We start from the raw sequence: 25968 nt of genomic DNA, 5'->3' as shown, positions 1-25968 counted from the left end.
TACCTATCATTGTTCAGTTTTCAAAGATCTGTTATCAATTTGCACTACTTCATTATTAAGTACTGTCGTAATTGACGACTTGATTATAATAACATTATGACCACTTTCATGTCAACACATTTTATAATCTTTTTTGAAGTTCATTTTAAACCTCTAAGTGTATTGCTACACTCATTAAGAAACAGCCGCTCAAACGACTGTATGCATATTATAGTACAATGAAAATATAATCGCAACCCCCAATTCTCAATTTTACAAAATCTTCATTTTATTTTCATTTTTAATCATAAACCTAATAATTGATTTTACACAATTAATCATGTACAATGTAGCTGTAATAAAGAACTTCCAGCACAAATTAGTTTTCTTTTATTAGCGTTTACCAATATGAATATTACATTATTGTAAGGAGATTGAGTATGAAACTATCAAAACATTTATTATCAAAAGCTGTAGCTATAGCTGCTATATGTGCTACTATGGGAACTACCACATTAGCTGCACCACAGGGCACATTTGATACTTCAGAAATTAATATTACTGGTCAAGCGTCTCGATCTGTAGCACCTAACTATGCGATTTTAACACTTGGTATTACAAGCCAAAATACCAATATCAATGCTGCAAAATCTAATAATGATCGTATTATGAGTAATTTAATTAGTCAATTAGCTAACTTAGGTGTTGCAAAAAAAGACATCTATACATCTAGCATTTCCATCAATCCAACGAGCGACTATCAAGACGGCAAACGCATCAATACAGGTTACAATGTATCAAATCATGTAACAGTTAAGATCAATAACCTTGATAACGTAGGAAAGGTTGTCGATGCCGCTGTTAGCGCTGGTGCTAACGACATCAACAACCTTTCATTCCAAAATGATGTGTCTCAACAATTATCTGATTCTTTAACTACAGAAGCGATTCAAAACGGTCGCCATAAAGCAGAAGTTATCGCAGCTGCCCTCGGTCGTACATTGGGACCAGTAAAAACTGTTTCCATTAGCACAACTGAAACTAGCACAATGGACTCTGGTTACTATCGTAACCCAGTAATGCTAAAAGCAGCTCTCGAAACTGCTACGCCTGTAGAAAAAGGCTCTTTAATAGTTTCCCAAGACGCTAACATCACTTATTATCTACAATAGAATTTTTCGGTACCACACCTTCGTGTACAGCTACAATGCCGCCTGTCAATTCATGATAGGTGGCATTTTCATATCCAAGAGATTTCCAGATTTCTAAAATCTCACTTTGATGTGGGTATCTACGTAAAGATTCTGGAAGCCAGGCATAGGAAGAGTTATCTTTGCTCAATTTTCCTATAATAGGCAGTATATATGAAAAATAGAAGTTATATAACTGTTTAAACCCAAACATACTTGGTTTTGCAAGTTCTAACACCACAACCTTCCCCCCTGGTTTTACCACGCGTTGCATTTCAGACAATACCTGCTTAATATCTGGAACATTTCGCATTGCAAAGCCACTCATTGCAGCATCAAATGTATTATCCTCATATGGTAAGGCCATGGCATCACCTTGTACTAAATTTACTTGATTGAGTAAACCAGCAACCTCAATACGAACACGACCTTGATTTAGCATTTCACTATTAAAATCTAATGCCTCTACCTTCAAAGTGGGCTCTTGATGTAATGCTTCCTTCGTAAATACACAAGTGCCACATGCCACATCAAGTACATATTGGTGAGGACCGATATTCATCGCTTTTACAGAGAATTTACGCCAAAAATAATCTTGTCCAAAGCTTAACACCGTATTCATTAAGTCATAGTTTTTTGCAATATTAGAAAAAACGCCTTGTACAAATTTCTCTTTATCTGCATACGTTTTAAATTCTTTAGTATTCATTATGGACCTTTCACAAATCAAGAACTATGTTCAAGAATTATATATGGCATAGTATACCACACTATAGGAACGCTAAAAAGAATCCTAATATATATACTCTATATAGTGACTATGTAATATATACATACCTACTAAAAACACTGGTATTTAGTATTTTCCGCTACATAATATAAAACTAAACACACATATCTATTTTTTACCTATATTCATAATAAATATATACGACTATCGATTATAATATCTATTGCCACCATTTCATGTTCGTTGTATAATGACATATGTCCATGTTGAAAGGATACTTTATCATGGGATTTTATTTGTTTTTATATAAGTATTGGAGTGTACTATGAATCGATTTGTAAAATCAATCAATAGAGTCAGTCTAATCCAACAAATTATCATAGGTTTGATTATTGGTATTTTAACTGCTCTTTATGTGCCCGATGTGGCCAATGAACTTGCTTTATTAGGAGTCCTCTTCGTTGGAGCGCTAAAAGGTATCGCCCCTATCCTCGTATTTTTCTTAGTAATTGCTGCGATTAGTAAACATCGCTCTGGACAAAAAACAGGTATGGGCTCTGTTATAACCTTATATTTACTAGGTACATTCCTATCTGCGGCTTTAGCAGTAATCGTAAGTTTCTTTTTCCCTACTCCATTACACCTAGCAGCAGGTGCAGCCGATGCCGCACCACCTCAAGGTATCGTAGAGGTTATGACAACATTACTAAAAAATGTAGTTGATAATCCTGTAAAAGCATTAATGACTGCTAACTACATCGGTATTTTAGGTTGGGCACTTATCATTGGTGGTGCTTTACGCCATGCACCGATGAATACGAAGGAAGTTATGGAGTCCATTGCACAAGCTATTACTACTGTAGTAGGTTGGATCATTCGATTCGCCCCTCTTGGTATTATGGGCCTTGTAGCAGAATCCATTGCTACTAACGGCATCGAAGCCTTGATTGGGTACTTTCAATTACTCGTATTATTACTTGGTTCTATGATTTTTGTAGCACTAGTAATCAATCCAATTTTATCCTTTATTTACCTTCGTCGTAATCCATACCCATTGGTATTCAAATGCTTACGAGAATCTGCAATCTATGCGTTCTTTACACGTAGTTCTGCTGCAAACATTCCCGTAAACCTTGATTTAGCCAAACGATTGAAACTTAATCCAGATATGTATTCCGTATCCATTCCATTAGGAGCCACAATCAATATGGGTGGTGCAGCAATTACAATCACAATCATGACATTAGCTGCGGCGCATACATTAGGTATCGTTGTAGATATTCCTACCGCAATCCTATTATCTGTTATTGCCACTATAGGTGCATGTGGGGCTTCCGGTGTTGCAGGCGGTTCCTTGTTACTTATTCCATTGGCTTGTTCCCTATTCGGTATATCCAATGATGTAGCAATGCAAGTTGTAGGCGTAGGCTTTATTATTGGCGTATTACAAGATTCCACGGAAACTGCACTTAACTCTAGTACAGATATCCTCTTCACTGCTACTGCTGATTATGCAAAACGCGGTTATCATCAAGATTGGAACTAAAATTTTTTTAGACGGTCCTTTGGGACCGTCTTTTTTTTGTAAACTAATTATATATTATTTTATAAGGCTTTGTGAAAGTTACATATATCTGCGCCTCTTAATTTTCTGGAAATGATATTATGTATTTAGATTAACTAAATATAAACTTTCACCAATCACTAACAAACTATATTGATTTTCTTCAATATAGTGGTATAATATAGTTAATGATAATAACTATTAGTAGATATATAGGAAGGAATCAACATGAAACAATACGATATTATTGTAGTTGGTACAGGCGGCGCAACCATCGTAGCTGATGCTGCGCTCAAAAAAGGCCTTAAAGTGGCAATCATAGAAAAAGGTAAATTTGGTGGTACATGTCTAACTCGCGGTTGTATTCCTACAAAAGTTATGGTTACAGCAGCTAATGCAATTCAAGAAACAAAAGAATTCAAAAAAATTGGCGTTAACGTTGGACCTGCTACTATGGACTGGCATACTGTGTCCAAGCGTACTTGGCATAAAATTGACGAATCTGCAGGCATCTATGATTATTACAATGCCTATGACAACGTAGATGTGTATCGTGGTGCAGCAAGCTTTGTATCTGATACAGTGATGAACATCCAGCTTAACGATGGGTCTGGCATTGTAGAAATTACAGCGCCTACAATTATCCTTGGTACTGGTGGCTATAGCAATGTTCCAAATGTACCTGGTCTTCAAGAGGCAGGTTTCCTTACTAGTGAAAGTCTCTTTGGCGATAAATTTCCTAAACAACCATACAAATCTCTTGCCGTACTTGGTGCAGGCCCGATTGGTGTAGAGTTCGCTCACGTATTCGATTCCGCAGGTACAAAAGTAACAATTCTACAACATAATGTACGTTTAGTTCCTAAAGAAGATGCAGATATATCGGAACACTTACTTAACAACTACAGAGAACGTGGTATTAACGTACTTCTAAACCAAGACACTGTTGAAATCCGTCAAGAAGATGACCTTAAAGTGGTAGTTACTAAAGATCGTACTACTGGCCAAATTACAGAAACTAAAGTTGAAGAAATCCTTGTAGCTGCAGGTATCCGTCCAGCTGTGGAAGAGCTTCACCTTGAAAATACTGGTATCGAAACATGGCCTAAAGGCTGGATTAAAACTAATGAATTCTTAGAAACATCCGTTGATGGTATCTACGCTTTAGGTGATGTAAATGGTGAACCTGCATTCCGTCACCGTGCAAACTACGAAGCAGATATCATTGCTCACAATCTCTTCTATGCAACAAGTGAAGATGATTACCGTTGGGCAAGGTATGATACATTACCTAAGGTTACATTCTCCTATCCTGAAATTGGTAGTGTAGGTCTCACAGAGGCGGAAGCTATCAAAGCAGGTTACAATGTAGGGGTTGGGAAGAACTTCTACTCCTCCACTGCAAAAGGCTATGCAATGGGTATCAACCCTGGAGATATAAACGATGGATTTGTAAAAATTGTGGTAGATAAAGACACCAACCATATCCTTGGTATGCATGTCGTAGGTCCTCAAGCCTCTATCCTCTTCCAGCCTTATGTGAACCTTATGAATAGTGGTGTAACTCCGTTGACAGCAATCAACGAAGAAATTGCTTCTGAACGCACTAAACGTTTACGTGAAAAAGGTATTACTCGTGAAATGGACCCTAGATCCGTTATCACTGTAGGCGAAACTATGAGCCCACATCCATCCCTCGTCGAGGTTATCATGTGGACACAAGTGTACTACGAAAATCGTTGGTAATACAACTATAGTTATAAATAATAAAAGGACTAAACTTAAGCGCAGTCCTTTTGTTGCAAACATATCTATTGTAAAAAAATAATATTCTAACATAAGAGCACTATCAACCGATATTTTATAGTATCGGAATCGCAAAAAAGAGCCAAAGGCATTGCCTTCGGCTCTTTTCTTATTAATCATCAATAGATAGGTTAGCGGCCCATATCTATATCAGAACCCCAAACGAGATTTGTTTTACGACCATCGAAGCCTTGATCTGGCTCAGGTGGTAATTTATAGGATTTAGATTGTTCTACATAAGCACCTGTCTCAGCATCTACTGTAACAACTACTTTTTTACCATCTTGATGCATAGTCACATAGTATAAAACTTTACCATTATGAGCTTCAATTTTCCAGCCCTTCATAACAGCATCATTTCCAAGTTGTTGTTTTGCAACACGTTCTGCTTGCGTTGATTCAATAACTTTATCTTTATTAAAAATCTCACCAATAACTTTCTTAGGTTTGCCCCCCTCTTCCATATCAGAAGCATTACCAGTGATTACGTCAATTTTCATCTTGTACTGATGATACTTACTATAACCAACTACTTTATAACCATAGTTCAAGTCATTAGAGTTGAGCTCTACAGAATGAAGCGCCGCATTTGGATAGCGATTTTGAAAAATAGTTCCAATTTGGCTCATAGTCATAACTATGGACTCGCCAGGTGCACGTTTTACAGAAATATCCGTACTTGTTTCAGGCTTTGTTTTGCGTGCATCTGCCACACTTGGTGTAGCAACGGATAACATGCCCACTGCTAATACCCCCGTTAATGCCATAGAAATCAACTTTTTATTCATTATAATCCTCCTACTAGATACTATGCTTCTATTAATCAAACTATTAGTACACTAGAATTTCTATAAGTTCATGCTATATTCAGCAACACGAAAAATATGTAAATAGTCATATCATTTAGACAATATACTATAAACCTTCATTAGATGCAAGTCGTCCATCTACATCAGTCATAATCAATTTATAGCATGTAGCCACTAAAGGTACACCGATCAACATACCAGTAACCCCCATCAAACTACCGCCTACGATAACAGCAGCAAATACCCACAAACCTGGTAATCCAACAGAGTTACCTACAATTTTAGGATAAATAAAGTTACTTTCAATTTGATGAAGTACCTCTAAAATAATTACATAGATGAGAGCATCCATAGGACTAACAGTAAGTAGCATAACGGCTCCAATGATACCACCAACATAAATACCTAATAGTGGAATCAATCCAGTTAGACCAATTACACAGGCAATCGTTGTAGCATATTCAATATTAAATAGCCATAAAGTAATTCCTACCATCACGCCTAGCACCAAGGCATCTATAAACTGACCTACAAAAAAATTGCTGAATGTTTGAACTGCTACGCGAGTTACATAACTAACTCGATTTACCCACTCATCTGATGCATATGCCTTTAATATACGTTTACCTTGTAACATAAGGCGTTCCTTATCAAGCAACATATAAACAGCAAAAATTAAGCCAAGACCTATGTTCAAAGTCCAAGACAATACGGTGCCCATTGTATTTACAATATATGTGCCACCTTTTGTCCCCCATTCACGAGTATATTTAGCAATATTCTCTCCACTTAGGGCATCTATAATCGTTTGATTCGACGCCATTGGAATGGTTTCTGTAATATGTTGCATCCATGTTTGGAAATCCGTATACAATTGCGGTGATGCAGCTACAATAATCGACATAGAATGAATCAATTGAGGTAAAGCCATCCGAGCAATAAAATACACAATAACACTAATTGTTACAAAGGATAGCAAAAGACTCAACGGGCGACGTATTTTATACTTCCATCCAGAGTCACACTTAGGCCATAGCCATCGTTCATAACGAACGACTAGAATATCCAATACGAAAGCAATACAAGCACCCACAATGAGCGGAACAAAAGCCGTAAAGATAGCGTCAAGACCACTAGCAATATCACTTATACGTAGTGCCATCATAATCATAATGCCCGCTAGTATAATAGCTCCTATGAGCTGTTTGTAATATTTGAATTCTTTCATAATAACCTACTTCACATAACACTATTAATAAGCTACACCTATATAACTATACGATTCTCACATCGCATACATTACCAAAGCATAATGAACATTGTATGACCTAGGATTGTATGCAATTTTAGTATAACACAAAAGTCCACCTTATCGCATGCTCGAATTCTCGATAAACAAGAGAGCATGATTGAAGGTGGACTTATTGTAGGCCTAATCTAGATTAGTCTAGAGATTAGCGATGAATATAAACGTCTACACGACGGTTTTCAGCTTTACCTGCTGCTGTAGAGTTAGTTGCAACTGGTTTAACATCACCATTAGCAATACCGATAAGACGATCGGCAGATACACCATGGTTAACTAAATATTGAGCCACATGTTGTACGCGGCGTTCAGACAAAGCAATGTTGTATTGAGGATTTGCATCAGTATCAGCGTTACCCATCAATTTAACTTGGTCTTGAGAATATTGGTTAGCAGCATTTACAGCAGCTGTTAAGTTTGGATATTGGTCTGCACGAGCAACATCTTGATCGGAGTCAAAGTAGATAGATTGTACATAGTAATCCAATTTAGGAGTTTTATATGCAGGCGCTTCTACAGTAGGAGCTGGAGCCGGAGTGTATACAGGAGCTGACGCTGGAGTGTATACAGGAGCTACGGATTTGTGACCATCGAAACGGTAAGATAATCCTACTACAGGACCTTGGAAGGAAATATTAGACTTATCATCACGTTTAGTATTGATATAACGATACCCTGCATTAATATCCCAGTCTTGGTTAACTTTATAACCTAAACCTGCTTCCCAAGTAGTAGTTCTCTTAGTCCCTACACCCGCTTTACCATAAACGTCTACTTTGGAGCCAAGGTTAGCTTTACCAATTACACCTAATTGAGCAATATTATTTGCTTTAGGGAATGTATCACCAGAAATGTGAGCATAACCGCCATATACTGCGAAATTTTTGTTCAAGGATTGAATCAAATTAACTTCTTGCATTCTATCACTATAGCTAGTGCCGAACATTTTATCATTCAAACCATGGTATTAGTATTGCAACGCTGTTTTATCTGTGAAAGCGTATGTTACACCACCATCAAAGTTCCATTTTGCATCAGAAGTCCAAGCTTTAGTTTTTGCTTTAGAATCAGACGCACCAAGATCAACTTGAAACTCACCTTTATTGAATTAAGTTTGAGGAGTTGCACCTGCTACGGACACACCTACAGCAGCAACTGCCAATAAAGCTAATAATTTTTTATTCATTATAATTCCCTCCAAAAACAGCCCTTATAATACTTAGGCTTTGGTAATAATATGCTTATATTTTACATAATTTTTCAATATAATTCAACATTCTTCATGAATATTTGATGAATTTTTAGTTATATCTATCTATAAATATTATAAATATAAATATTTAAACCCTCTCTATTGCCGAATCACTGCGATTCTCTGCACATATTACATTTCCGAAATTATAATACTATTTATCTTTTTTAAGATTCTCTAACAATAATAAAATTACTGGTCTTATAAGTTCATCAAAATCATTATTATATATACTAATAGATCTAACTATAATTGAACGAATAAAAGCTCCCTTATGCACTAAGGAAGCTTTTATCATTTCATATGTATATCCCTTACATATATACGTGAAATCAGAAGTTTCTGGTCAGATAACACATTCCCCAATGTGTCATTTTTTTTACATTACGTATTGTACATCAAAAATTTTTAATAGACAAAAGTTTATTCACTTCTTTTTCATGAATCCTTCTAAAACTTTCAATGTGAAAAAGAATTTACATCTCATTAAACAACCTTATGTTGCCATGTTCCTCGAATAAATCTCAAATAAGAACAACATAATCTTAGAGACTGATCGAAGCACAAAGATAACCATGCCCCAAAAAGCCCTAAACCTAGTGTAATGCACAATAAATAAGTAATAATAGGACGAATGATTGCTACGCTTACAAGAGAATATTTCATGATGTAATATGTATCTCCTGCCCCTTTCAACACACCGGAATACACTTGCTGTAATGCTTGAGGGAATGCAGCGATAGCCATAATGCCCATCAAAGTGGCTGAAAGTGTAACAACATCACTTTCACGAGTATATAACTGTACTAAAAAATCACCAGGACCAATAAAGATTAATGCACTTACAAGGCCCACGACTAAACCAATACGAGCACCAATTTTACCATAAGTACGTGCAATATCTGGTCGTTTGTGTCCCAGACTTTGCCCCGTATGTGATGCACCTGCAAATCCAAGACCCATCGCAAAATAGTAAAATATATCCATTAAATTCATACATACGTAATGTGCTGCTAAAGGTACCGCACCTAAGGAAGCAACAATCATAGTGTATGTATACATACCGAACCGCTCAAAGAACTGTTCTCCTAAAGAACTGCCACCGACATGAAACATTGTATGTAATACGGGCCTTTCAAACATCCATTTCGACGGATGGCGCAATGTTAATCCAGTAGAAGTATGTTGTGAAATCGTACGCAACAACAATAATGCAATAATAGCACTACTGATCATAGTGGATACACCTGCCCCCATAACGCCAAGTTCAGGGAAGAAACCAATACCATAAATCAAGAAGAAATTCATTATCGTATTCAAAATATTCCCTACTACATTAGATTTAAAAATAACTTTAGTGTTACCATATCCAATGAGTGCAGCCCCTACGATTTGGCTAAAGGACTGAAATATTAAGCTAATAACTATGAAACGACCATACCAAACGGCTGTTTCAATATAGCCATCTTCAGCACCCGTAAAACGTAGAATATGCTCTAAGTTCAAAAAACATATCAATAATAACGGTACATAAATTAAAAAATTCAATAAAATAGATTGCTTGAGTACGGCATTCATACCATCTACATCGCCTTCACCATGACGACGAGCTATAATTGCCGTCACAGCAATGGATAATGCTCGACAGAAGATGAGCATTACCATCTCAGGTTGCCCCATAATGCCTACCGAAGCAAGAGCTGACGCACCTAAGGCACCAACCATCGCCAAATCAATGGCAGTCATAAATTGTAACATCAAGCCTTGTAATGTAGCTGGCCAAGCTATTTTTAAATAATTACCATATAGCTGCTTTGTAGTTCCTACAGGTCCTAATCGTTCTGCAACAGGCAACATGGTGTCTATTGAAAGCCATCGTTGTATACGGTCTAACATCCTATCTCCTATTCATGCAAGATCATACATAATAGAGGTATCACTTTACCTTTTATTTCCACTGTATTATATCACACAACATATGAGAAGTCATTCACATGTTATGCATTTTAAATAAGAATACATATTAAAATAGCAAAAGAACCTCTTATGCGAAATGTATATACCCTATCAAGTACAACAATGTATAAGAGGTTCTTTAGTTTTACAGAGAAATAACTATCTTAGACTATTATCAAAATTAGTTCTCAACTCTTAACCTTTAGAAGCTAATAATTGATTTACTACGGCACGCAAGTCATCTAAGCCTTGTTTAGTTTCAGCCAATTCTTGACGTTGACGTTCATTTTCAGCTTCCAATGTATTTAAACGTGCTGCTTGATTAGCAATAACCGTTTTTTGATTACTATTTTCTTTTTTGAGACTAGATACTTCATCTTGCATTACATAAACAGAGCTAATAGGCCCCGCCTTATAGCGTTCTGGAATAGCGTCTTTTCTTTCACGACTACCACCAAATTTATGCGTTACACCTGCATTAACCATGTTATGGCTAGTGCCAAGTGAAACACCTACGTTGAACATCGTATCTTCAGTTCGGTAGTGAGCAATACCGATGGCACCAGCAGTTTCACCACGGTAGCTACCGATACCAGCCATAATTTGTGTTGGCTCCAATGGATCATATTGAATTGGTTTCAACGCTGCCATAGCTGCCGCATGAGCACCAACACGTTGTGTTTCAGTACCGACACGGTTAACAGCTTCTTGTAAACCAGCATTAGATGCTTTCAATTGGCTAACATTTACTGCATCAGTATCAGCTGTGCCAGGCGCTACTCCATGAATTTTGTTGCCACCATTATTTAAGCCGTCTACAGTAAGTGATACAGGGCTAGCTGCTGTATCTGCAGGAGTAATAGTCATACCACCCCCATTAATTGTAGTAGAGTTGCCAGCTGCATCTTTCACAGTTGTACCTGCAGGAGTGATTTTAGTAGATACACCGTTTTCATCACCTACAATAACACTGTTTAGGCCTTTTAAGTCTTTAGCCAAGCCATATGTGAAAGTAGTTCTATCTCGGTTAACTACAAGATTATCACCAGCTTGGAATTTTACGGTATCCCCACCTTGTACTTTTTCAACAGTACCTCCTGCAGCTGTTACCTTCCATGCAGATATATCTGTACGACTAGCATTAACATTATATCCTGCTACGCCTGAAGCAATATCAGCTATAGATTTTGAGCCAACAGCTACACCATCTACTACTTTACCTCTGGCGCCATCACCAACAGCCACAGAACGACTCGCAAATGCGTCTGTTGCGGCATTTGGGCCAATAGCAATAGAATTAGCTGCCGTAGCACCAGTATTATCTTTATTAGCAGCATCAGAAGATTTTATAGATATATATTTATAAGCGATTTGGTCTACAATAGCGCTAAGTTGAGAGCCATTAATTGCATCTGTGGAGGTAGCACTTACTTCACCTGGAGCCACATGTTTCAACTGACGTTCATACCCTTTAGAACCAAAAGATACAACGTCACCTGGCAATGTTTTATCACCACCAGCCCAGGAAGCAACAACATTATTTGGCAAAGTATAACTAGATTGTTTTGTGCCGCCTACATCAGTGTTAGAACCCCCACCAATGGCAATACCCACATTGCCTGACTGACCTTTCATGCCTAATGTGATACCAGATTCACCAGCCGTTGCCGATGTATATAGTGGGTTTCTCATATCAAATCCTGTTAAGCTTTGAACAGCACTACGCAAATCCCCAGTTTTATTCTCACCATTATTCGTAGTGTAAATAACTTTTACACTATCGGCTTTAACTACATCATCGCCACCAATAACAATAGAAGAGTTACCTTGAGCTATTGTATTTCCCCCAATGGCAATTGCTTGCTCCCCAATTACTCTTGCACCTTCATTAGCAGTATTACCACCACCAATAGCGATTCCTTGTGGACTGTTAACAGTGGTACTAGAATTAGAACCTATTGCAATAGAATATCCACCAGCAGCTGCTGCATTTTGACCGAAACCTACAGCTTTATCACCAGTAACAGAAGCACCAGCCCCCAAGCCTACTGCTGTTGCATGCATATTTGTAGGCAAAGTATTTGCCGCCATAGAGATGCTAGCATTAGTCATTGCTAATGCAACCAAAATTGCTGCTACAACAATTTTCTTTTTGCCACTATTATTCTTAGCGAACTCAGATACTACTACGTAACAGTTTTTTGATTTGCTACAAACCACTTTAAAAATCTTATTTATACTTTCTCCTATAAACTATAGTAATATTAATGCTCCCTCGATGTTTTATCATATGGTAAGTCATACGAGAATTCCAAAATTTTCAATATTATAAGTATATCAAAACCTTGAATACACTATCAAGCTTTTTCATTTTTTATTCATAATTCTACATAGCGCACAAATACAGCATTAATGCGTTTTATAGTGATTCATATCACAAATTTATATAAAATACGGGCTTATTTTATACCATAACGAAGATATAAAATGAATATAAATTCATAATCATTATTTTAAACTTGTTTTATAAGATTATATTTTCCCACCACCTCATCAATTCATCTTACATTACATAACAAAAAGCTATCTCATAGAAATAACAATCTACAAGATAGCTTTATTGCTAGTTTATATAATTAAATAGGGAAAACCAATTAAGTTACATTAAAGACATATACACTTTGTTCGTGTGCTAATTGTATGCGCTTATGTAAGCGTTTCATATATGTACGATATATTTCTTGTGCTTCTTCGACAGATACGATATCAAAATGAATTCCATCCCCCACTGGTAATTGGCTTAACCTAGGTAAATCTGCCGTAATCACAGTACCAATCTTTGTATAGCCACCTGTTGTTTGCCGATCTGCCATGAGCACTATAGGGTTTCCATCAGAAGGAACTTGGATAGAACCAAATACAGCGCCATCGGAGATAATATCCGCACCATCTATATGCTCTATAACAGGGCCATCCAAGCGAAAGCCCATGCGATCACATTGTACAGTCAATGTATATATTTTACTACCAAAGGTCTTGATTCCTTTCTCTGTAAAATACTTTGCTTGATTTCCGAGAACAACACGCAAAGGTTCGTGACACTCACGGCCGCCGCGGTTATATAAGGCGATATTGAATAAGTTATGACCATCATAGAAGTCGCACACATTCACCTCGTCTCTAGTAAATGCTTTAATGCCAAACTGATCACCTGCTTGTAACGGTCTCCCCTCAAGACCACCTATCTTAGCCTTTGTATGAGTCGATACGCTACCATTAATAGTAGGAACATCAATACCGCCTGAGAAAGCAATATACATACGCACGCCACATTGGCTAAAGCTACCAGAAATAATATCTCCTTCGTGACATATAAAAGGTATGTATCGAGGCACGACTATATTATTAATAGTGGGGTGCATATCAGCCCCTGTAAAAGCAACAATACATGTACCTTGAACCGTTAGTGTAGGCGGTAATACGGTACACTCTAAAGCCCCTAGAGACTCCTTGTTTCCTACTAAAGCCTGCCCCAATAGATAGCTTTCACTATCCATAGGACCCGCTACAGGCATACCATATTGTTGATAGCCGACTCGTCCTGCATCTTGAATCGTTGTATACATCCCCGGTCCATCTACGTGGATTGAAGCTTTCTTAAAACTATTTAAAGCCACGCAAATCACCTACCTCTACTTCATGTACAACAGGAACATAAGCTGAACCTAAAGATTTGATGCGATAAAATTCAGTATCATCGATGGGCACATAACGAACGTAGTCCCCTGCTCTTAATAATGCAGCTTGTTTTTTAGACATATCATACATAGTCACAGGTGTGCGCCCAATAATTTGCCATCCCCCTGGAGAATCTGATGGATATATGCCAGTCTGTTCTCCTGCAATACCTACAGACCCGGCAGGAATCAAAGTTCTTGGCGAAGACAAGCGCGGAGTTGCAATGCGAGGATCCATCCCACCTAAGTAAGTAAAACCAGGAATAAAACCTAACATATAAACCAAATAATCAGTACCACTATGAATGGATACAACCTCAGCTTCACTTATATGATTGTGAGAGGCTACAAAACCTAGATCTGGACCATACTCGCCACCGTAAATGGTCGGGATTTCAACAATCGTAACACGTTCATTTCCGCTGTCTGTTACAGATTCTTGTAATATTGGATTAAGAGTTCCACAAATGTCGGAATACGTATATACCATTGCATCATATTGAATAAGCAATGCACAGTATGTAGGAACTAGTTCAATAATTCCATCTAGCTGTAAGAGTTTAATCTGCTCTATAACTTGTCGGATTTGTCGATTAATCTTTGGATCGATTGCTTGACCAAAATCAATAGAGATAGCGCAATCCCCTACAGGTGAAATTGTAGGTTTCATATGTACCTCCTGCTATAACTAGAAAGGACCATCACATTCAAGACGAACGTAATGGTGCTTTCACAGATAATTAATTAACCTAGTAACTTAGCAATACCTTTTAAAGATGTAACACCAATGTAAGATGTTACGAGCACTACAATCCACCCTGTATAATATAAAAGTTTATTGTGTTTGTATGCCCCTACGATTTCAGATTTATGAGTAGCAACGAGCATAACTGCCAACGTAACAGGCAAGATTAGACCGTTTACAGAGCCCGCTAAAATCAATAGAGATGCTGGTTTACCAATAAAGATTAAGATACATGTAGAAATAAAGATAAACGCCATAATAGTCAATTTTTCATTTCGTTCTACAACCTTAAACAATGTTTTTAAGAAGGATACTGATGTGTAGGCAGCCCCTACTACAGAGGTCAGCGCAGCACAGAAAAACACTATACCGAATAATTTATGACCGATTTCACCAGCACCGAGAAGAAACGCAGAGCCTGCTGGATCTTTAGGATCTAGCACAAAGCCCATAGATACTACACCTAAAACGGCTAAGAACAGTAACACTCGAACTAATGCATCTACAGACATCCCCATAATCGCTGCACGACGTACATCCTTTAAATGTTCTTGACCTGTAATACCAGCATCAATAAGGCGGTGCCCACCAGAGAATGTTATATATCCACCTACGGTCCCTCCAATAAGAGTTATCGTAGCAAGCCACGGATAATTCGTAGGTACTATCGCATGAGTCACTGCTGTCCCTACCGGGGGATTCGTTGAAAATGCTACATAAGCAATGAGGACGAGCATAACCGTACCGAGTACTTTAGCCGTATTATCTAGAACACCACCCATCTTCTTAGATGTAAATAGTAAGATGCCCAAAATACCACTAATAGCGGCTGCTGTTGTTGTGTCGATACCAAATATAATATTGAGGCCCATAGAAGCACCACCAATATTACCGATATTAAAGGCTAATCCACCAAGGGAAATTAAAAATGCCACTATATACCCAAGGCCTGGTAATACCTTATTCGCAATATCTTGACCGCGCATTTGGGATACACCAATAATTGTCCACACATTAAGCTGTGCAATAATAGAGAAAATAACGGATATAACGATAGCAAATGCAAAGTCTGCTTTCAACTCATTTGTAAACGCTGCTGTTTGCAACATAAAGCCAGGCCCAATAGATGACGTGGCCATTAAGAAAGCTGCCCCTAATAGGACAGAGAAACTCGCTTTACCTGTAATTGGTTTCATAGGAACCTCCAAAATAATAATTAATCTATGTCATACTTATTGCTTAAAGCTCATATTTGCTTTTAATACTTATATTCGTATTTTCTGTTAGTATTAATTAAGCATTTATTTTAATGTTCTTAATAGTGTTATCGGTGTTGAAAATTCGCCACCGTTATACCAGCTTTTGATAGCCCTTCCCGAATATACTTTGTGAAAGCTATCGCTTCAGGATTATCTCCATGAACACATATGGAATCTGCCACAATATCAATGGTCTTCCCCGTATTAGTAACGACCTTACCCTTTGTAACCATCATCAGTACTCGGTCTAAAGCCTCTTGTGGGTCTTTGATGAAAGCACCTACTTCTGTACGAGGAACCAATGTTCCCTCCTCTGTGTAGCCACGATCGGCAAACACCTCCTGTATAACAGGAATACCTCGTCGCTGTGCCTCTTGAGCAATATAGCTACCACTCAATACCATAGCCGCAATATTGGGATTTACTGCTTGTAAACCATCTAAAATTGCATCGGCTAGTACAGGCGTAACACAGGCTGTATTATAAAAGGCACCATGCAATTTCATATGCTGTAAAGTAACATCATGACTATCACAAAAAGCTTGTAGTGCACCTAGTTGGTATATCATATAGGCTTTTGCCTCAACAGGATTTACTGCCATCGCACGACGACCAAATCCCATCAAATCTGGATAACCAGGATGTGCCCCTACGGCTACGCCCTTTTCTTTACATATGCGGACAGTCGCATCCATAATAAGAGGATCTCCAGCGTGCCAACTACAAGCAATATTAGCACTTGTTACGTGATTTAATACTTCACTATCCATACCTAATGTATAATTACCAAAACTTTCGCCTAAATCACTATTTAAATCTACATAATGAGACATATACTATTACCTCTCCATCTTCATTTATTTTATAAATTCTATAGAATATCGAATTTAATGATACGATTATACTAAATAAATCGATGTGTTAGCAATGATTTTTATCATGTATACAAAATTCTTTTATAACTAAAAAACCACAAGATTATAATCTTGTGGTTTGTATGTAAACTCAATTTTTTTATCTGACTTTCCTATATCCAGTCATAAGCTCATAAACCGTATTTTTTATATTGTCCGACTCTGTTATTTCAGAAACGGCACAAATAAAATCGGGATGCGCTTGCCAAACGATATCAGCATTTGTCATTTTAATCCCCCCAATAGCAACAATAGGAAACTTACTAAATTGCTTTGCCCAATATACATAAGAAATTCCTACAGGATTAGCATTGGGTTTTGTCTGTGTAGAAAAAATAGGCCCTACCCCAATGTAATCTATAACACCCGTATATCTGTTTGCCGCCTTTAGGTCGGATATACTATGGGTTGACCACCCAATCAACATATTAGGCCCTACAATCCGTCTTACCGTATTAGGCGGCAAATCATCTTGTCCAATATGAACACCATCAGCATGTACAGCTAGCGCAAGATCAACATAATCATCAATAATTAATAGAGCATGATAATCATAGGTCAACCGCCTCAAAATCATAGCCTCCTGATACCGCAGAATAGGCGTTTTTCCCTTTTCACGATACTGAATAATTCGTATCCCTGCACTTAGCATATCTTTTATAAGCGGAACTACATCTCGAGTACCGCCCGTAATTCCATATATAGGGCAAGCATTTATTACCTCTGTTAGTTTGTCTTTTCTATTCACCTATTACACCTCATTAAACATGGTCTTCTCTAGTAAAAGTGATAACGCTAGATCCGCCTGTTTTGCAGCAGCAATAGCCACACGTGGTGCATAAGGATACGCATTATCTACACCGGAATGCTCGTCACCAACAATATATAAATTTTGACCTAACTTTTTAGTTCGTAACGCATCGGAATTACCTATTCCAGCCAATCCGGATACCATGATTTTAGGTACATCTACTGAGATTGCAGCCTCTAAAAACATAGATTTAGCTTCTACCGCATCAAAGGCTTCTATCAAAATATCAGCTTTTTTATAAATTTCAGGTATATTTTCGGTTGTCAATTTATCCTTATAAATCTTAACGATAACATTTGAATTAATGGCAGTTAACACATCTTGTAATGCCTCTACCTTATACTGCCCCACATAACACGAAAAATAGTATTGTCGATTTAGATTACTTAGCTCTACAATGTCATAATCTGCAATAATTAGATTTCGAATACCACTACGTACAAGATTAACAGCACAATTGGATCCCAATCCGCCAGCACCTAAAACGCCTACTACTGAACTCTGCAATTTACGAAACTCCTCAGAACTATAGAAGTGGGATATAGCCGTTTCAAATTCGTTATTCATATGAGCCATACACATATCCCCTCATAGTACTTGCCAATCTTTATAAATAGGTTGGTATCCATTATTTTCAAGCATTGTTGCCATTTCACTTACACTGCGATTATCACTAATTGTAAATTGGCTAGAATCATCTTGTTTTGTATGTCCTCCTACAGAAGTCGTTACTCCAGCTGAAACTTTTGTAATCCCCAGTCTCACCAGATTGTCACGCATATACTTGCTTTCACGAGAGGAAAGCGTAATTCCCACACGGGGGAACAAAAGACGCAAAGCCAAAATATATTGAACCAATGCCGTATCATCTACAGGATATTTTGGAGAATAACCTACTGCACAAGGTCGAATTCTTGGAACTGAAACAGATAATTCTACATCCGGATAATGTTGCACAAGGTAATTAAGATGTAACATCGTCTTGTATGCCTCTCTACGCCATTCATCAAGGCCCATTAAAGCACCAATATTGACCACTCTAAATCCAGCCTGACAAGCCAACTCAGGCGTATCAATACGCTTTGCGAAATCACTCTTAGGCCCAAATGGATGTAATTGCGCATACAACGTCGGATTATATGTCTCTTGGAACATCGTCATTCCATCCGCTCCAACTGTGACTAATCCTTTATATTCCTCTAGCGTAAGCGAATACACCTCAATACTAACGCTACTAAAAATAGGAACCAATGTTTCTACGGCAGCTTGTATATATGACGGTGGACTGCAAGATTTAGATTCGCCGGTTAATACCAAAACTTGCTCTAATCCCGTTTCAGCGATTGCTTTCGCTTCAAGCTCAATATCGTTTAAGCTTAGCTTTTCACGAGCAATCCCACTATGATGGCTATATCCACAATACACGCAACCATTATCACAATAGTTTGAAATGTACATAGGCGTGAATAGTTGTGTAGTATAACCAAATTGCTGTACCGTCCGTTCATGAGCCAGCTGGGCCATATCTTCTAAATATGGTAGGGCTTGAGGTGATAATAGAATAAGTGCATCATCAATATCAAGTACTGCTTTAGAGAGCGTTGAAAGTATTTCATCGTCAGTTACAACATCTAATGTTTTAGCTATATCTTCGTCAGAAATTCTTGAAAGCACATCTAAAAATGACATATTCTCACCTTACTTTCGCAAGAAACCAGTTAACGGTGAAGATGCACTGCCTACAAACTTCTTAGGTGCACATTTTGCTAGATATGCTTTCCGTCCAGCCTCTACAGCATGATAAAAAGCCTCTGCCATACCTACTGGATCTGAACACGTAGCAATAGCCGTGTTAACAAGAACAGCGCTAGCCCCCATTTCCATAGCGATTGTTGCATCGGAAGGTCTGCCTATTCCCGCATCAACAATAATCGGCACATCAATAGAGTTGATTAAAATTTCTATCAATCCTTTTGCTTCAAGTCCACGATTGCTACCAATAGGCGAAGCGAGGGGCATAACACAACTAGCACCAGCATCTACCAGTCGCTTTGCATCCATCAAATTAGGACTCATATAAGGAAAGACGATAAACCCTTCCTTTGCCAACACTTCAGTAGCCCTAATAGTCTCTAGATTATCGGGCATCAAATACATCTGATCTTGAATGACTTCAATCTTAATCAAATCACCACAGCCTAACGCTCTAGCCATGCGTGCAATACGTATAGCTTCGTCTGCATTTCGAGCACCCGATGTATTCGGTAATAAATGCATCCTATCAGGGATATAATTTAAGATATCCTCTTCACTTTGTGTTGTACCTGCTCGTCTAAGAGCAACCGTCACAATGTCTGACTTCGATGCTACCAGTGCATCTCGCATCAAATTATAGGATGCATATTTCCCTGTTCCTACTAATAAGCGACTAGAAAATCTTGTATTACCTACAGTAAATGAATCCAACATATCAACCACCTCCTACAAAGCTAACAATCTCTAATCTATCAGCAGCCGTTAATTTAGTGGTTGTATATGCTTCCTTGCTAAGAATCTCGCCATTAAGCTCAACTACAAAGTGTTTACCAGAATAGCCTAATTCATCAAGAACCAAATGAAGTTGCTTACCTACAACATGCTTTGGCGCTCCATTAACAATCAAATCCATCATGACCTCCCATATGAAAAAGCTTATAAAATATCAATATATTCTTCTTGTAAAGCTTTATTCATACTGCGTACAGCACAAAACTTGCCGCACATCGAACAGGTTTCACCATGATCTTCCTCCGGTGCTCTACTTTCACGAATAGAACGAGCCCGTTCAGGATCAAGGGCACAAGCATATTGTGCCTCCCAATCGAGAACTTGACGTGCCTTAGCCATAGTGTCATCTATATCTCTTGCATTAGGAATACCACGAGCAATATCTGCAGCATGCGCCGCTATTTTGAAAGCCATAATTCCATCTTTTACATCATCTGCATTTGGTAAGGCTAAATGTTCCGCTGGTGTAACATAGCACAAGAATGACGCACCATGCATACCCGCTACAGCCCCACCAATGGCAGCTGTAATATGGTCATAACCAGGCGCAATATCTGTTACGAGCGGTCCCAGCACATAGAATGGCGCTCCATCACACAAGGACTCTTGTATTTCCATATTCATTTGTATTTGATGTAAAGGTACATGCCCAGGTCCTTCAATCATAGCTTGTACACCATATTGTTTCGCTCGTTTTGCCAATTCACCAAGCCTTACAAGCTCTTCAATTTGGCATACATCAGTTGCATCCGCCAAGCAACCTGGACGACAAGCATCACCTAAAGACAAAGTAACATCATATTCTTTGCAAATCTTTAAGATTTCATCAAAGTATTCATAGAATGGATTTTCATGGCCTGTCATGCTCATCCATGCAAATACCAAACTCCCTCCGCGGCTAACAATATTAAGCATCCGTTTATGATTCTTAATTTGATCTATTGTTTTCCTCGTAATACCACTGTGGATAGTAATAAAATCTACACCATCTTGAGCGTGTAATCGGATAGTGTCCAAGAAATCTTGAGCTGTTAATTCACCCAAATCTTTTTGATGATGAATGACACTATCATAGATAGGCACTGTACCAATCATTACTGGCGATGTCTCGATTAATTTACGTCTAAAAATACGAGTATCACCATGAGTAGAAAGGTCCATAATCGACTCTGCTCCAAGTCGAATAGCTCGATTAACCTTTTCAATCTCACTATCATAATCAGTAACATCTTTCGATGTACCTAAATTAACATTGACTTTCGTTCTTAGACGCTTACCAATCCCCTCAGGCGAAATGCTAGTATGCTGCTTGTTACAAGGGATAACAACCTTTCCTGCTGCCACTAGGGAGCGTAATACCTCTTCATCCATACATTCTTTTTCTGCGACTACTTTCATTTCCTTCGTAACTACGCCAGCCACAGCCGATTCCAATTGTGTCATAAACATTTTTACATCCTCCTATATAAAAGACATATATAGTTAGGTATGCAAAAACGGGTATCGAACAAAATGATCGATACCCGTATTAAGTATTAGCGTGCTTCCTACGCGGGCATGATCCCGATCAGGTATAAAGGTCAGGTGCTCGCAGCCCTTTCTCAGCCTATATAATAGGCTCCCTTGCATACTCACTATATAATTATGCTATTAATATTACTACTTTATTCAGATTTGTCAAATGATTATTCTGACACTTTTACGTCTATTCTTTATTTCTCAGCCTTATCTTGGTCTTTGCTATTATCGGAATCTGCTTTTTCAGAGATTACAATATGCCCATCCTTAACATCAGCAAGCAAGTGTTTAGCGTCGATATGATCCAAGTAGAAATCAGTTACATTATCGCGGATTTCAGATTCGATAACACGACGTAATGGACGAGCGCCCATAGTTTTATCATACCCTTGTTCCATCAACAATTCTTTAGCTGCATCTGTTACATCAAGAGTGATATCTTTTTTAGCTAAAGTTTTATTCACTTGATCAAGCATCAAATCTACGATTTTTTTCAAATCTTCTTTGCTCAATTGATTGAACTCAATAACTGCGTTAAAACGGTTTAAGAACTCAGGACGGAAGAATGGAGCGATGCGTTCCATTACATCTACTTTATTTTCATCATCATTGTCATTGCCATAACCGAAACCTGCATTGGATGTAGCAATGATAACAGTATTTTTAAAGTTTACTGTGTTACCTTGACCATCTGTTAAGCGACCATCGTCCAATACTTGTAGAAGTAATGTGATAACTTGAGGGTCTGCTTTTTCGATTTCGTCGAATAATACGATGGAATAAGGATTACGTCGTACGCGTTCAGTCAATGTGTTGGAATTATCTTCGTAACCAACATAACCAGCTGTAGCACCAATTAGTTTAGATACGGCTGTGCGATCACTGTATTCGGACATATCCAAACGAATGATTGCATCTTTGTTACCGAACATATCTAGAGCTAATTGTTTAGCTAATTCTGTCTTACCAACACCTGTAGGACCTACGAATAAGAAACTACCGATTGGACGATTACCTTCGTCAAAGCCTGCGCGGTTACGACGAATTGCTTTAGATACAGCTTCTACTGCTTTATCTTGACCGATTACATGAGCTTCTAAACGAGATTTCATGTCTTTCAAGCGCTCGATATCAGACGCCCCCATTTGAGATACAGGAATACCAGTCATTCTTTCAACGGCTTCGGCTACGTCGTTTACTTGAGCTACCACCTTTTGATTTTCTGTATGGTTATCAAGCTCTGCTTGTAACTTTTGAATGCGCATTTTTTCATTGATTGCAGATTCATAGTCTTCTTTTTGAGCATATTCCTCTTGTTTTGCTTTAGCATCAGCAATATCTGCTTCCAATGTTTTAATATCTGTTACAGGATGTTGAGATGCCAAGTGAGCTGCTGTTACATCGATTAAATCAATAGCTTTATCAGGCAAACTACGTTGTGGAATATACTGTACGGAATAATCTACAGCTGCTTTCAACACCGCATCTGGCAATTCAATATTATGATGCGCTTCGTACAACGGACGAATGCCTTGTAAGATTTTGAAAGTATCCTCTGCAGATGGTGCATTGACCTTAACTTCATTGAAACGGCGAGCAAGAGCTGCATTTTTCATGATTGTGTTACGGTATTCATCTTGTGTTGTAGCACCGATAACTGTCATTTCACCACGGGACAAAGCAGGCTTCAAGATATCTGCCAAGCCTTTAGATCCTTGACCATCACCTGTGGACCCAGCACCCAAAATTTGGTGAATTTCATCGAAGAACAAGATAATATTGCCTGCGGCTTTTACCTCTTTAATAAGGTTTTGAATGTTTTCTTCGAAGGAACCACGGTATTGAGTACCAGCTTCTAATCCGGAAATATCGATGGAAATGATTTCTTTATTTTTAATAGCTGCTGGAACGTCACCATTTACAATAGCTTGTGCCAAGCCTTCTACTACTGCAGTTTTACCAACACCAGCATCACCTACAAGTACAGGATTATTTTTAGTACGACGTGCTAAGATTTCTGCTGTTTCTTGGATTTCTTTGTTACGACCAATTACAGGATCAAGTTTACCATCACGAGCTTGTTGAGTTAAGTTTGTCCCCAAACGAGCAAGGATGCCATCTTGTTTAATTTTACCTTGTTGCGCAGCTTGAGCAGCTTGCATTTCCTCATTAGATGGTAATCGACCAGTTTGACGATAAAACGCAAATTCTTCTGGAGTTACTTCGCGACCATTAATCTTATAACTACGTCGTTCTGTGGAATACCCCCCCATATTACCCATCAATTGATTAAACAAATCATTCATACTAGAAAATTCATTACCAAAGTTGTTAAAGTTGTTGTTCATATATTTTACCCCCTCATACATCATAGAGTTTAACTATTTGACTAATACTATTTTTACTGGGTTTATTTACCCTACGACATTATAATAACCCTTAAAAGTCAAAAAGTCAATATATCAAAACGTAATTTTTTGACTTTTATTTTGACTAATTCGAATTATGAGGAAAGAATGTAGATAAATACTGAATTTATAGGATGCGATTAAAGCTGAACTTTTGAGTGATTTATTATAAATGCAAAAAGACCATTCGATGAATGGTCTTTTTTTCAGAAGCTCAATATAAAAATATTGTTAATATATGAATCTATATCTAATTTAAAATAGCTAATAGGTTACTATAATCTTCCCAAAAAATATTCTCTGTAATTAAATCCCTTACTTGCCAACGTCTTTTCTTTAAATCAAAATTTAATATAAGGTAAACAACAGACTGTTCTTTATAAGTTTCATATATTAGAGGAGAAAGATATATTCTATTTTTTATAATCTCTTGAAGCTTTTTTAGTTTTTTTACTATTTTATTGTAATATTGTATATTAACAATTGGATCCCCAATAGTAGAATAACCTAACCCATTCATTGAGACAAAAATTTTCTCTCCATTTTTAGAGTCTTTAATATCTATTATAGCTGAATTTATACCTGCTTTTCTAAGCAGCTGCCGATCATCATCTGAAATCTCAGTTGGCAAACCAATAATATCATCAAATTTATGAAGAAGCTCCGGCCAATTATCATATACTTTTTGTACTAATATTTTTTAGACCAAACATTATCACGATGATTAAATACAGAGAGAAGATATACTTTATCAAAATATGGAATTATAAATAAAAGAGGACCAGTCCTCTTTATAAATTTAGGATTTTTAGCTTCAAACTCCTTACCCAAATGTAAATGTAATATCCCCCAATCATTAAATAAATAATCAAATTTCTCATCATTATTTAAGATAATACTATTCTTACTTAAATATGGCGTCAAATCGACTCCATTTTCAATTTTATTAATTAATGAATGAACATTATCAGCCAATTCTACAGGAATAGATTTATCAAAATCTTTTGACTTTATTATCTTTTTAGGTAAACTATTTCCTGTTTTTCTTAAATAGGTTAAAACTCGAATAGACGCTAATGATGGATCAAGATTTTGTAGTTCAAGACCTATTGAACGCCCCTTATTCACGAGCTTATCCTCAAAATCACCAATTAAATTTATACGTACATATGCCAAATTACCACCATCCTTACACAGGCTATTATAAATTCAAATAAACAACGGATAGCTCATTACGAACTATCCGCTTATTTCTTTGGTGATCCAGGAGGGATTCGAACCCCCGACCCACGGCTTAGAAGGCCGTTGCTCTATCCAACTGAGCTACTGAACCATGTGGATTACCTATATATGGAATTATCTATTATAGTATAAATTATGTACTATGTATCGTCAACTACACCCTATCTTAGTATACCCTAAAAAAGGCAAAAAAAA

The 25968-nt window shown here is 37.5% G+C and carries 22 protein-coding genes, 1 tRNA gene and 1 riboswitch; of the genes, 3 read left to right on the top strand and 20 right to left on the bottom strand.

The features are described from left to right. Window positions 1–419: 419 nt before the first annotated feature. Window positions 420–1151, top strand: a complete 732-nt coding sequence (locus HMPREF1865_RS06090) for an SIMPL domain-containing protein (RefSeq protein WP_004692958.1) — start codon at window positions 420–422, stop codon at window positions 1149–1151. Here the strand turns inward: HMPREF1865_RS06090 and HMPREF1865_RS06085 are convergent. Next, window positions 1132–1878 carry a ubiquinone/menaquinone biosynthesis methyltransferase gene (locus tag HMPREF1865_RS06085; RefSeq protein ID WP_060919549.1) on the bottom strand — a complete coding sequence of 249 codons (747 nt, stop codon included), beginning with the start codon at window positions 1876–1878 and terminating at the stop codon, window positions 1132–1134. The genes HMPREF1865_RS06090 and HMPREF1865_RS06085 overlap by 20 nt on opposite strands. 346 nt (window positions 1879–2224) lie before the next feature. Between HMPREF1865_RS06085 and sstT the strand changes: the two genes are divergently transcribed. Together sstT and HMPREF1865_RS06075 are read left to right on the top strand one after the other, a co-directional pair. Continuing rightward, window positions 2225–3445, top strand: a complete 1221-nt coding sequence (gene sstT, locus HMPREF1865_RS06080; protein WP_060919548.1) for a serine/threonine transporter SstT — start codon at window positions 2225–2227, stop codon at window positions 3443–3445. Window positions 3446–3691: 246 nt separating this feature from the next. Beyond that, window positions 3692–5209: a dihydrolipoyl dehydrogenase family protein gene (locus HMPREF1865_RS06075; RefSeq protein WP_060919547.1), complete on the top strand. Its 1518-nt coding sequence runs from the start codon at window positions 3692–3694 to the stop codon at window positions 5207–5209. A gap of 191 nt (window positions 5210–5400) precedes the next feature. On the opposite strand, the gene HMPREF1865_RS06070 is transcribed toward HMPREF1865_RS06075, so the two are convergent. From HMPREF1865_RS06070 to HMPREF1865_RS05980, 19 genes are all read right to left on the bottom strand, one after another. Further along, window positions 5401–6057 (bottom strand): PepSY domain-containing protein, encoded by a 657-nt coding sequence (locus HMPREF1865_RS06070; protein WP_004692962.1) that lies wholly within the window; start codon window positions 6055–6057, stop codon window positions 5401–5403. 127 nt (window positions 6058–6184) lie between these two features. Further along, complete coding sequence (locus HMPREF1865_RS06065; RefSeq protein WP_060919546.1) at window positions 6185–7306, bottom strand: AI-2E family transporter; 1122 nt, start codon at window positions 7304–7306, stop codon at window positions 6185–6187. Window positions 7307–7532: 226 nt separating this feature from the next. Further along, the gene (locus HMPREF1865_RS06060; protein ID WP_230949609.1) at window positions 7533–8303 is read right to left on the bottom strand and encodes an OmpA family protein; all 771 of its coding nucleotides are present in this window, start codon (window positions 8301–8303) and stop codon (window positions 7533–7535) included. An 819-nt stretch (window positions 8304–9122) separates the two neighbouring features. After that, complete coding sequence (locus tag HMPREF1865_RS06055) at window positions 9123–10532, bottom strand: MATE family efflux transporter (protein ID WP_060919545.1); 1410 nt, start codon at window positions 10530–10532, stop codon at window positions 9123–9125. Between the two features lie 255 nt (window positions 10533–10787). Continuing rightward, window positions 10788–12830 (bottom strand): YadA-like family protein, encoded by a 2043-nt coding sequence (locus HMPREF1865_RS06050; protein WP_081094608.1) that lies wholly within the window; start codon window positions 12828–12830, stop codon window positions 10788–10790. A gap of 416 nt (window positions 12831–13246) precedes the next feature. Continuing rightward, window positions 13247–14218: a 5-oxoprolinase subunit C family protein gene (locus HMPREF1865_RS06045; protein WP_414162608.1), complete on the bottom strand. Its 972-nt coding sequence runs from the start codon at window positions 14216–14218 to the stop codon at window positions 13247–13249. A gap of 37 nt (window positions 14219–14255) precedes the next feature. After that, complete coding sequence (gene pxpB, locus HMPREF1865_RS06040; protein WP_060919542.1) at window positions 14256–14999, bottom strand: 5-oxoprolinase subunit PxpB; 744 nt, start codon at window positions 14997–14999, stop codon at window positions 14256–14258. A 74-nt stretch (window positions 15000–15073) separates the two neighbouring features. Then, window positions 15074–16270 carry an NRAMP family divalent metal transporter gene (locus HMPREF1865_RS06035; RefSeq protein ID WP_060919541.1) on the bottom strand — a complete coding sequence of 399 codons (1197 nt, stop codon included), beginning with the start codon at window positions 16268–16270 and terminating at the stop codon, window positions 15074–15076. A gap of 128 nt (window positions 16271–16398) precedes the next feature. Next, a complete protein-coding gene (locus HMPREF1865_RS06030; RefSeq protein ID WP_060919540.1) occupies window positions 16399–17166 on the bottom strand; it encodes a LamB/YcsF family protein in 768 nt (255 codons plus the stop codon). 181 nt (window positions 17167–17347) lie between these two features. After that, entirely contained in the window at window positions 17348–17995 is a 648-nt protein-coding gene (thiE, locus tag HMPREF1865_RS06025; protein ID WP_060919539.1) for a thiamine phosphate synthase, read from the bottom strand. Between the two features lie 3 nt (window positions 17996–17998). Next, entirely contained in the window at window positions 17999–18634 is a 636-nt protein-coding gene (gene thiF / locus HMPREF1865_RS06020) for a sulfur carrier protein ThiS adenylyltransferase ThiF (RefSeq protein WP_230949608.1), read from the bottom strand. Between the two features lie 12 nt (window positions 18635–18646). Next, on the bottom strand, window positions 18647–19747 hold the full coding sequence (thiH, locus tag HMPREF1865_RS06015) for a 2-iminoacetate synthase ThiH (protein ID WP_060919537.1): 1101 nt from the start codon (window positions 19745–19747) through the stop codon (window positions 18647–18649). Window positions 19748–19756: 9 nt separating this feature from the next. Then, entirely contained in the window at window positions 19757–20527 is a 771-nt protein-coding gene (locus HMPREF1865_RS06010; RefSeq protein WP_060919536.1) for a thiazole synthase, read from the bottom strand. Between the two features lies 1 nt (window position 20528). Then, entirely contained in the window at window positions 20529–20726 is a 198-nt protein-coding gene (gene thiS, locus HMPREF1865_RS06005; protein WP_060919535.1) for a sulfur carrier protein ThiS, read from the bottom strand. Window positions 20727–20749: 23 nt separating this feature from the next. Then, the gene (gene thiC / locus HMPREF1865_RS06000) at window positions 20750–22054 is read right to left on the bottom strand and encodes a phosphomethylpyrimidine synthase ThiC (protein WP_060919534.1); all 1305 of its coding nucleotides are present in this window, start codon (window positions 22052–22054) and stop codon (window positions 20750–20752) included. A 78-nt stretch (window positions 22055–22132) separates the two neighbouring features. Further along, a riboswitch (TPP riboswitch) is annotated at window positions 22133–22240 on the bottom strand. Window positions 22241–22317: 77 nt separating this feature from the next. Continuing rightward, a complete protein-coding gene (locus tag HMPREF1865_RS05995) occupies window positions 22318–24471 on the bottom strand; it encodes an ATP-dependent Clp protease ATP-binding subunit (RefSeq protein ID WP_060919533.1) in 2154 nt (717 codons plus the stop codon). A 310-nt stretch (window positions 24472–24781) separates the two neighbouring features. Next, on the bottom strand, window positions 24782–25162 hold the full coding sequence (locus HMPREF1865_RS05990) for a hypothetical protein (RefSeq protein ID WP_060919532.1): 381 nt from the start codon (window positions 25160–25162) through the stop codon (window positions 24782–24784). 59 nt (window positions 25163–25221) lie between these two features. Then, window positions 25222–25707 (bottom strand): hypothetical protein, encoded by a 486-nt coding sequence (locus HMPREF1865_RS05985; RefSeq protein ID WP_060919531.1) that lies wholly within the window; start codon window positions 25705–25707, stop codon window positions 25222–25224. A gap of 80 nt (window positions 25708–25787) precedes the next feature. Next, window positions 25788–25864, bottom strand: a tRNA-Arg gene (locus tag HMPREF1865_RS05980). Window positions 25865–25968: the final 104 nt, after the last annotated feature.

It is taken from the genome of Veillonella parvula (assembly GCF_001553335.1).
GTDB lineage: Bacteria > Bacillota > Negativicutes > Veillonellales > Veillonellaceae > Veillonella > Veillonella parvula_S.
Note: the sequence above shows the minus strand (reverse complement) of the source record. Positions and strands in the feature narration are given on the sequence as shown.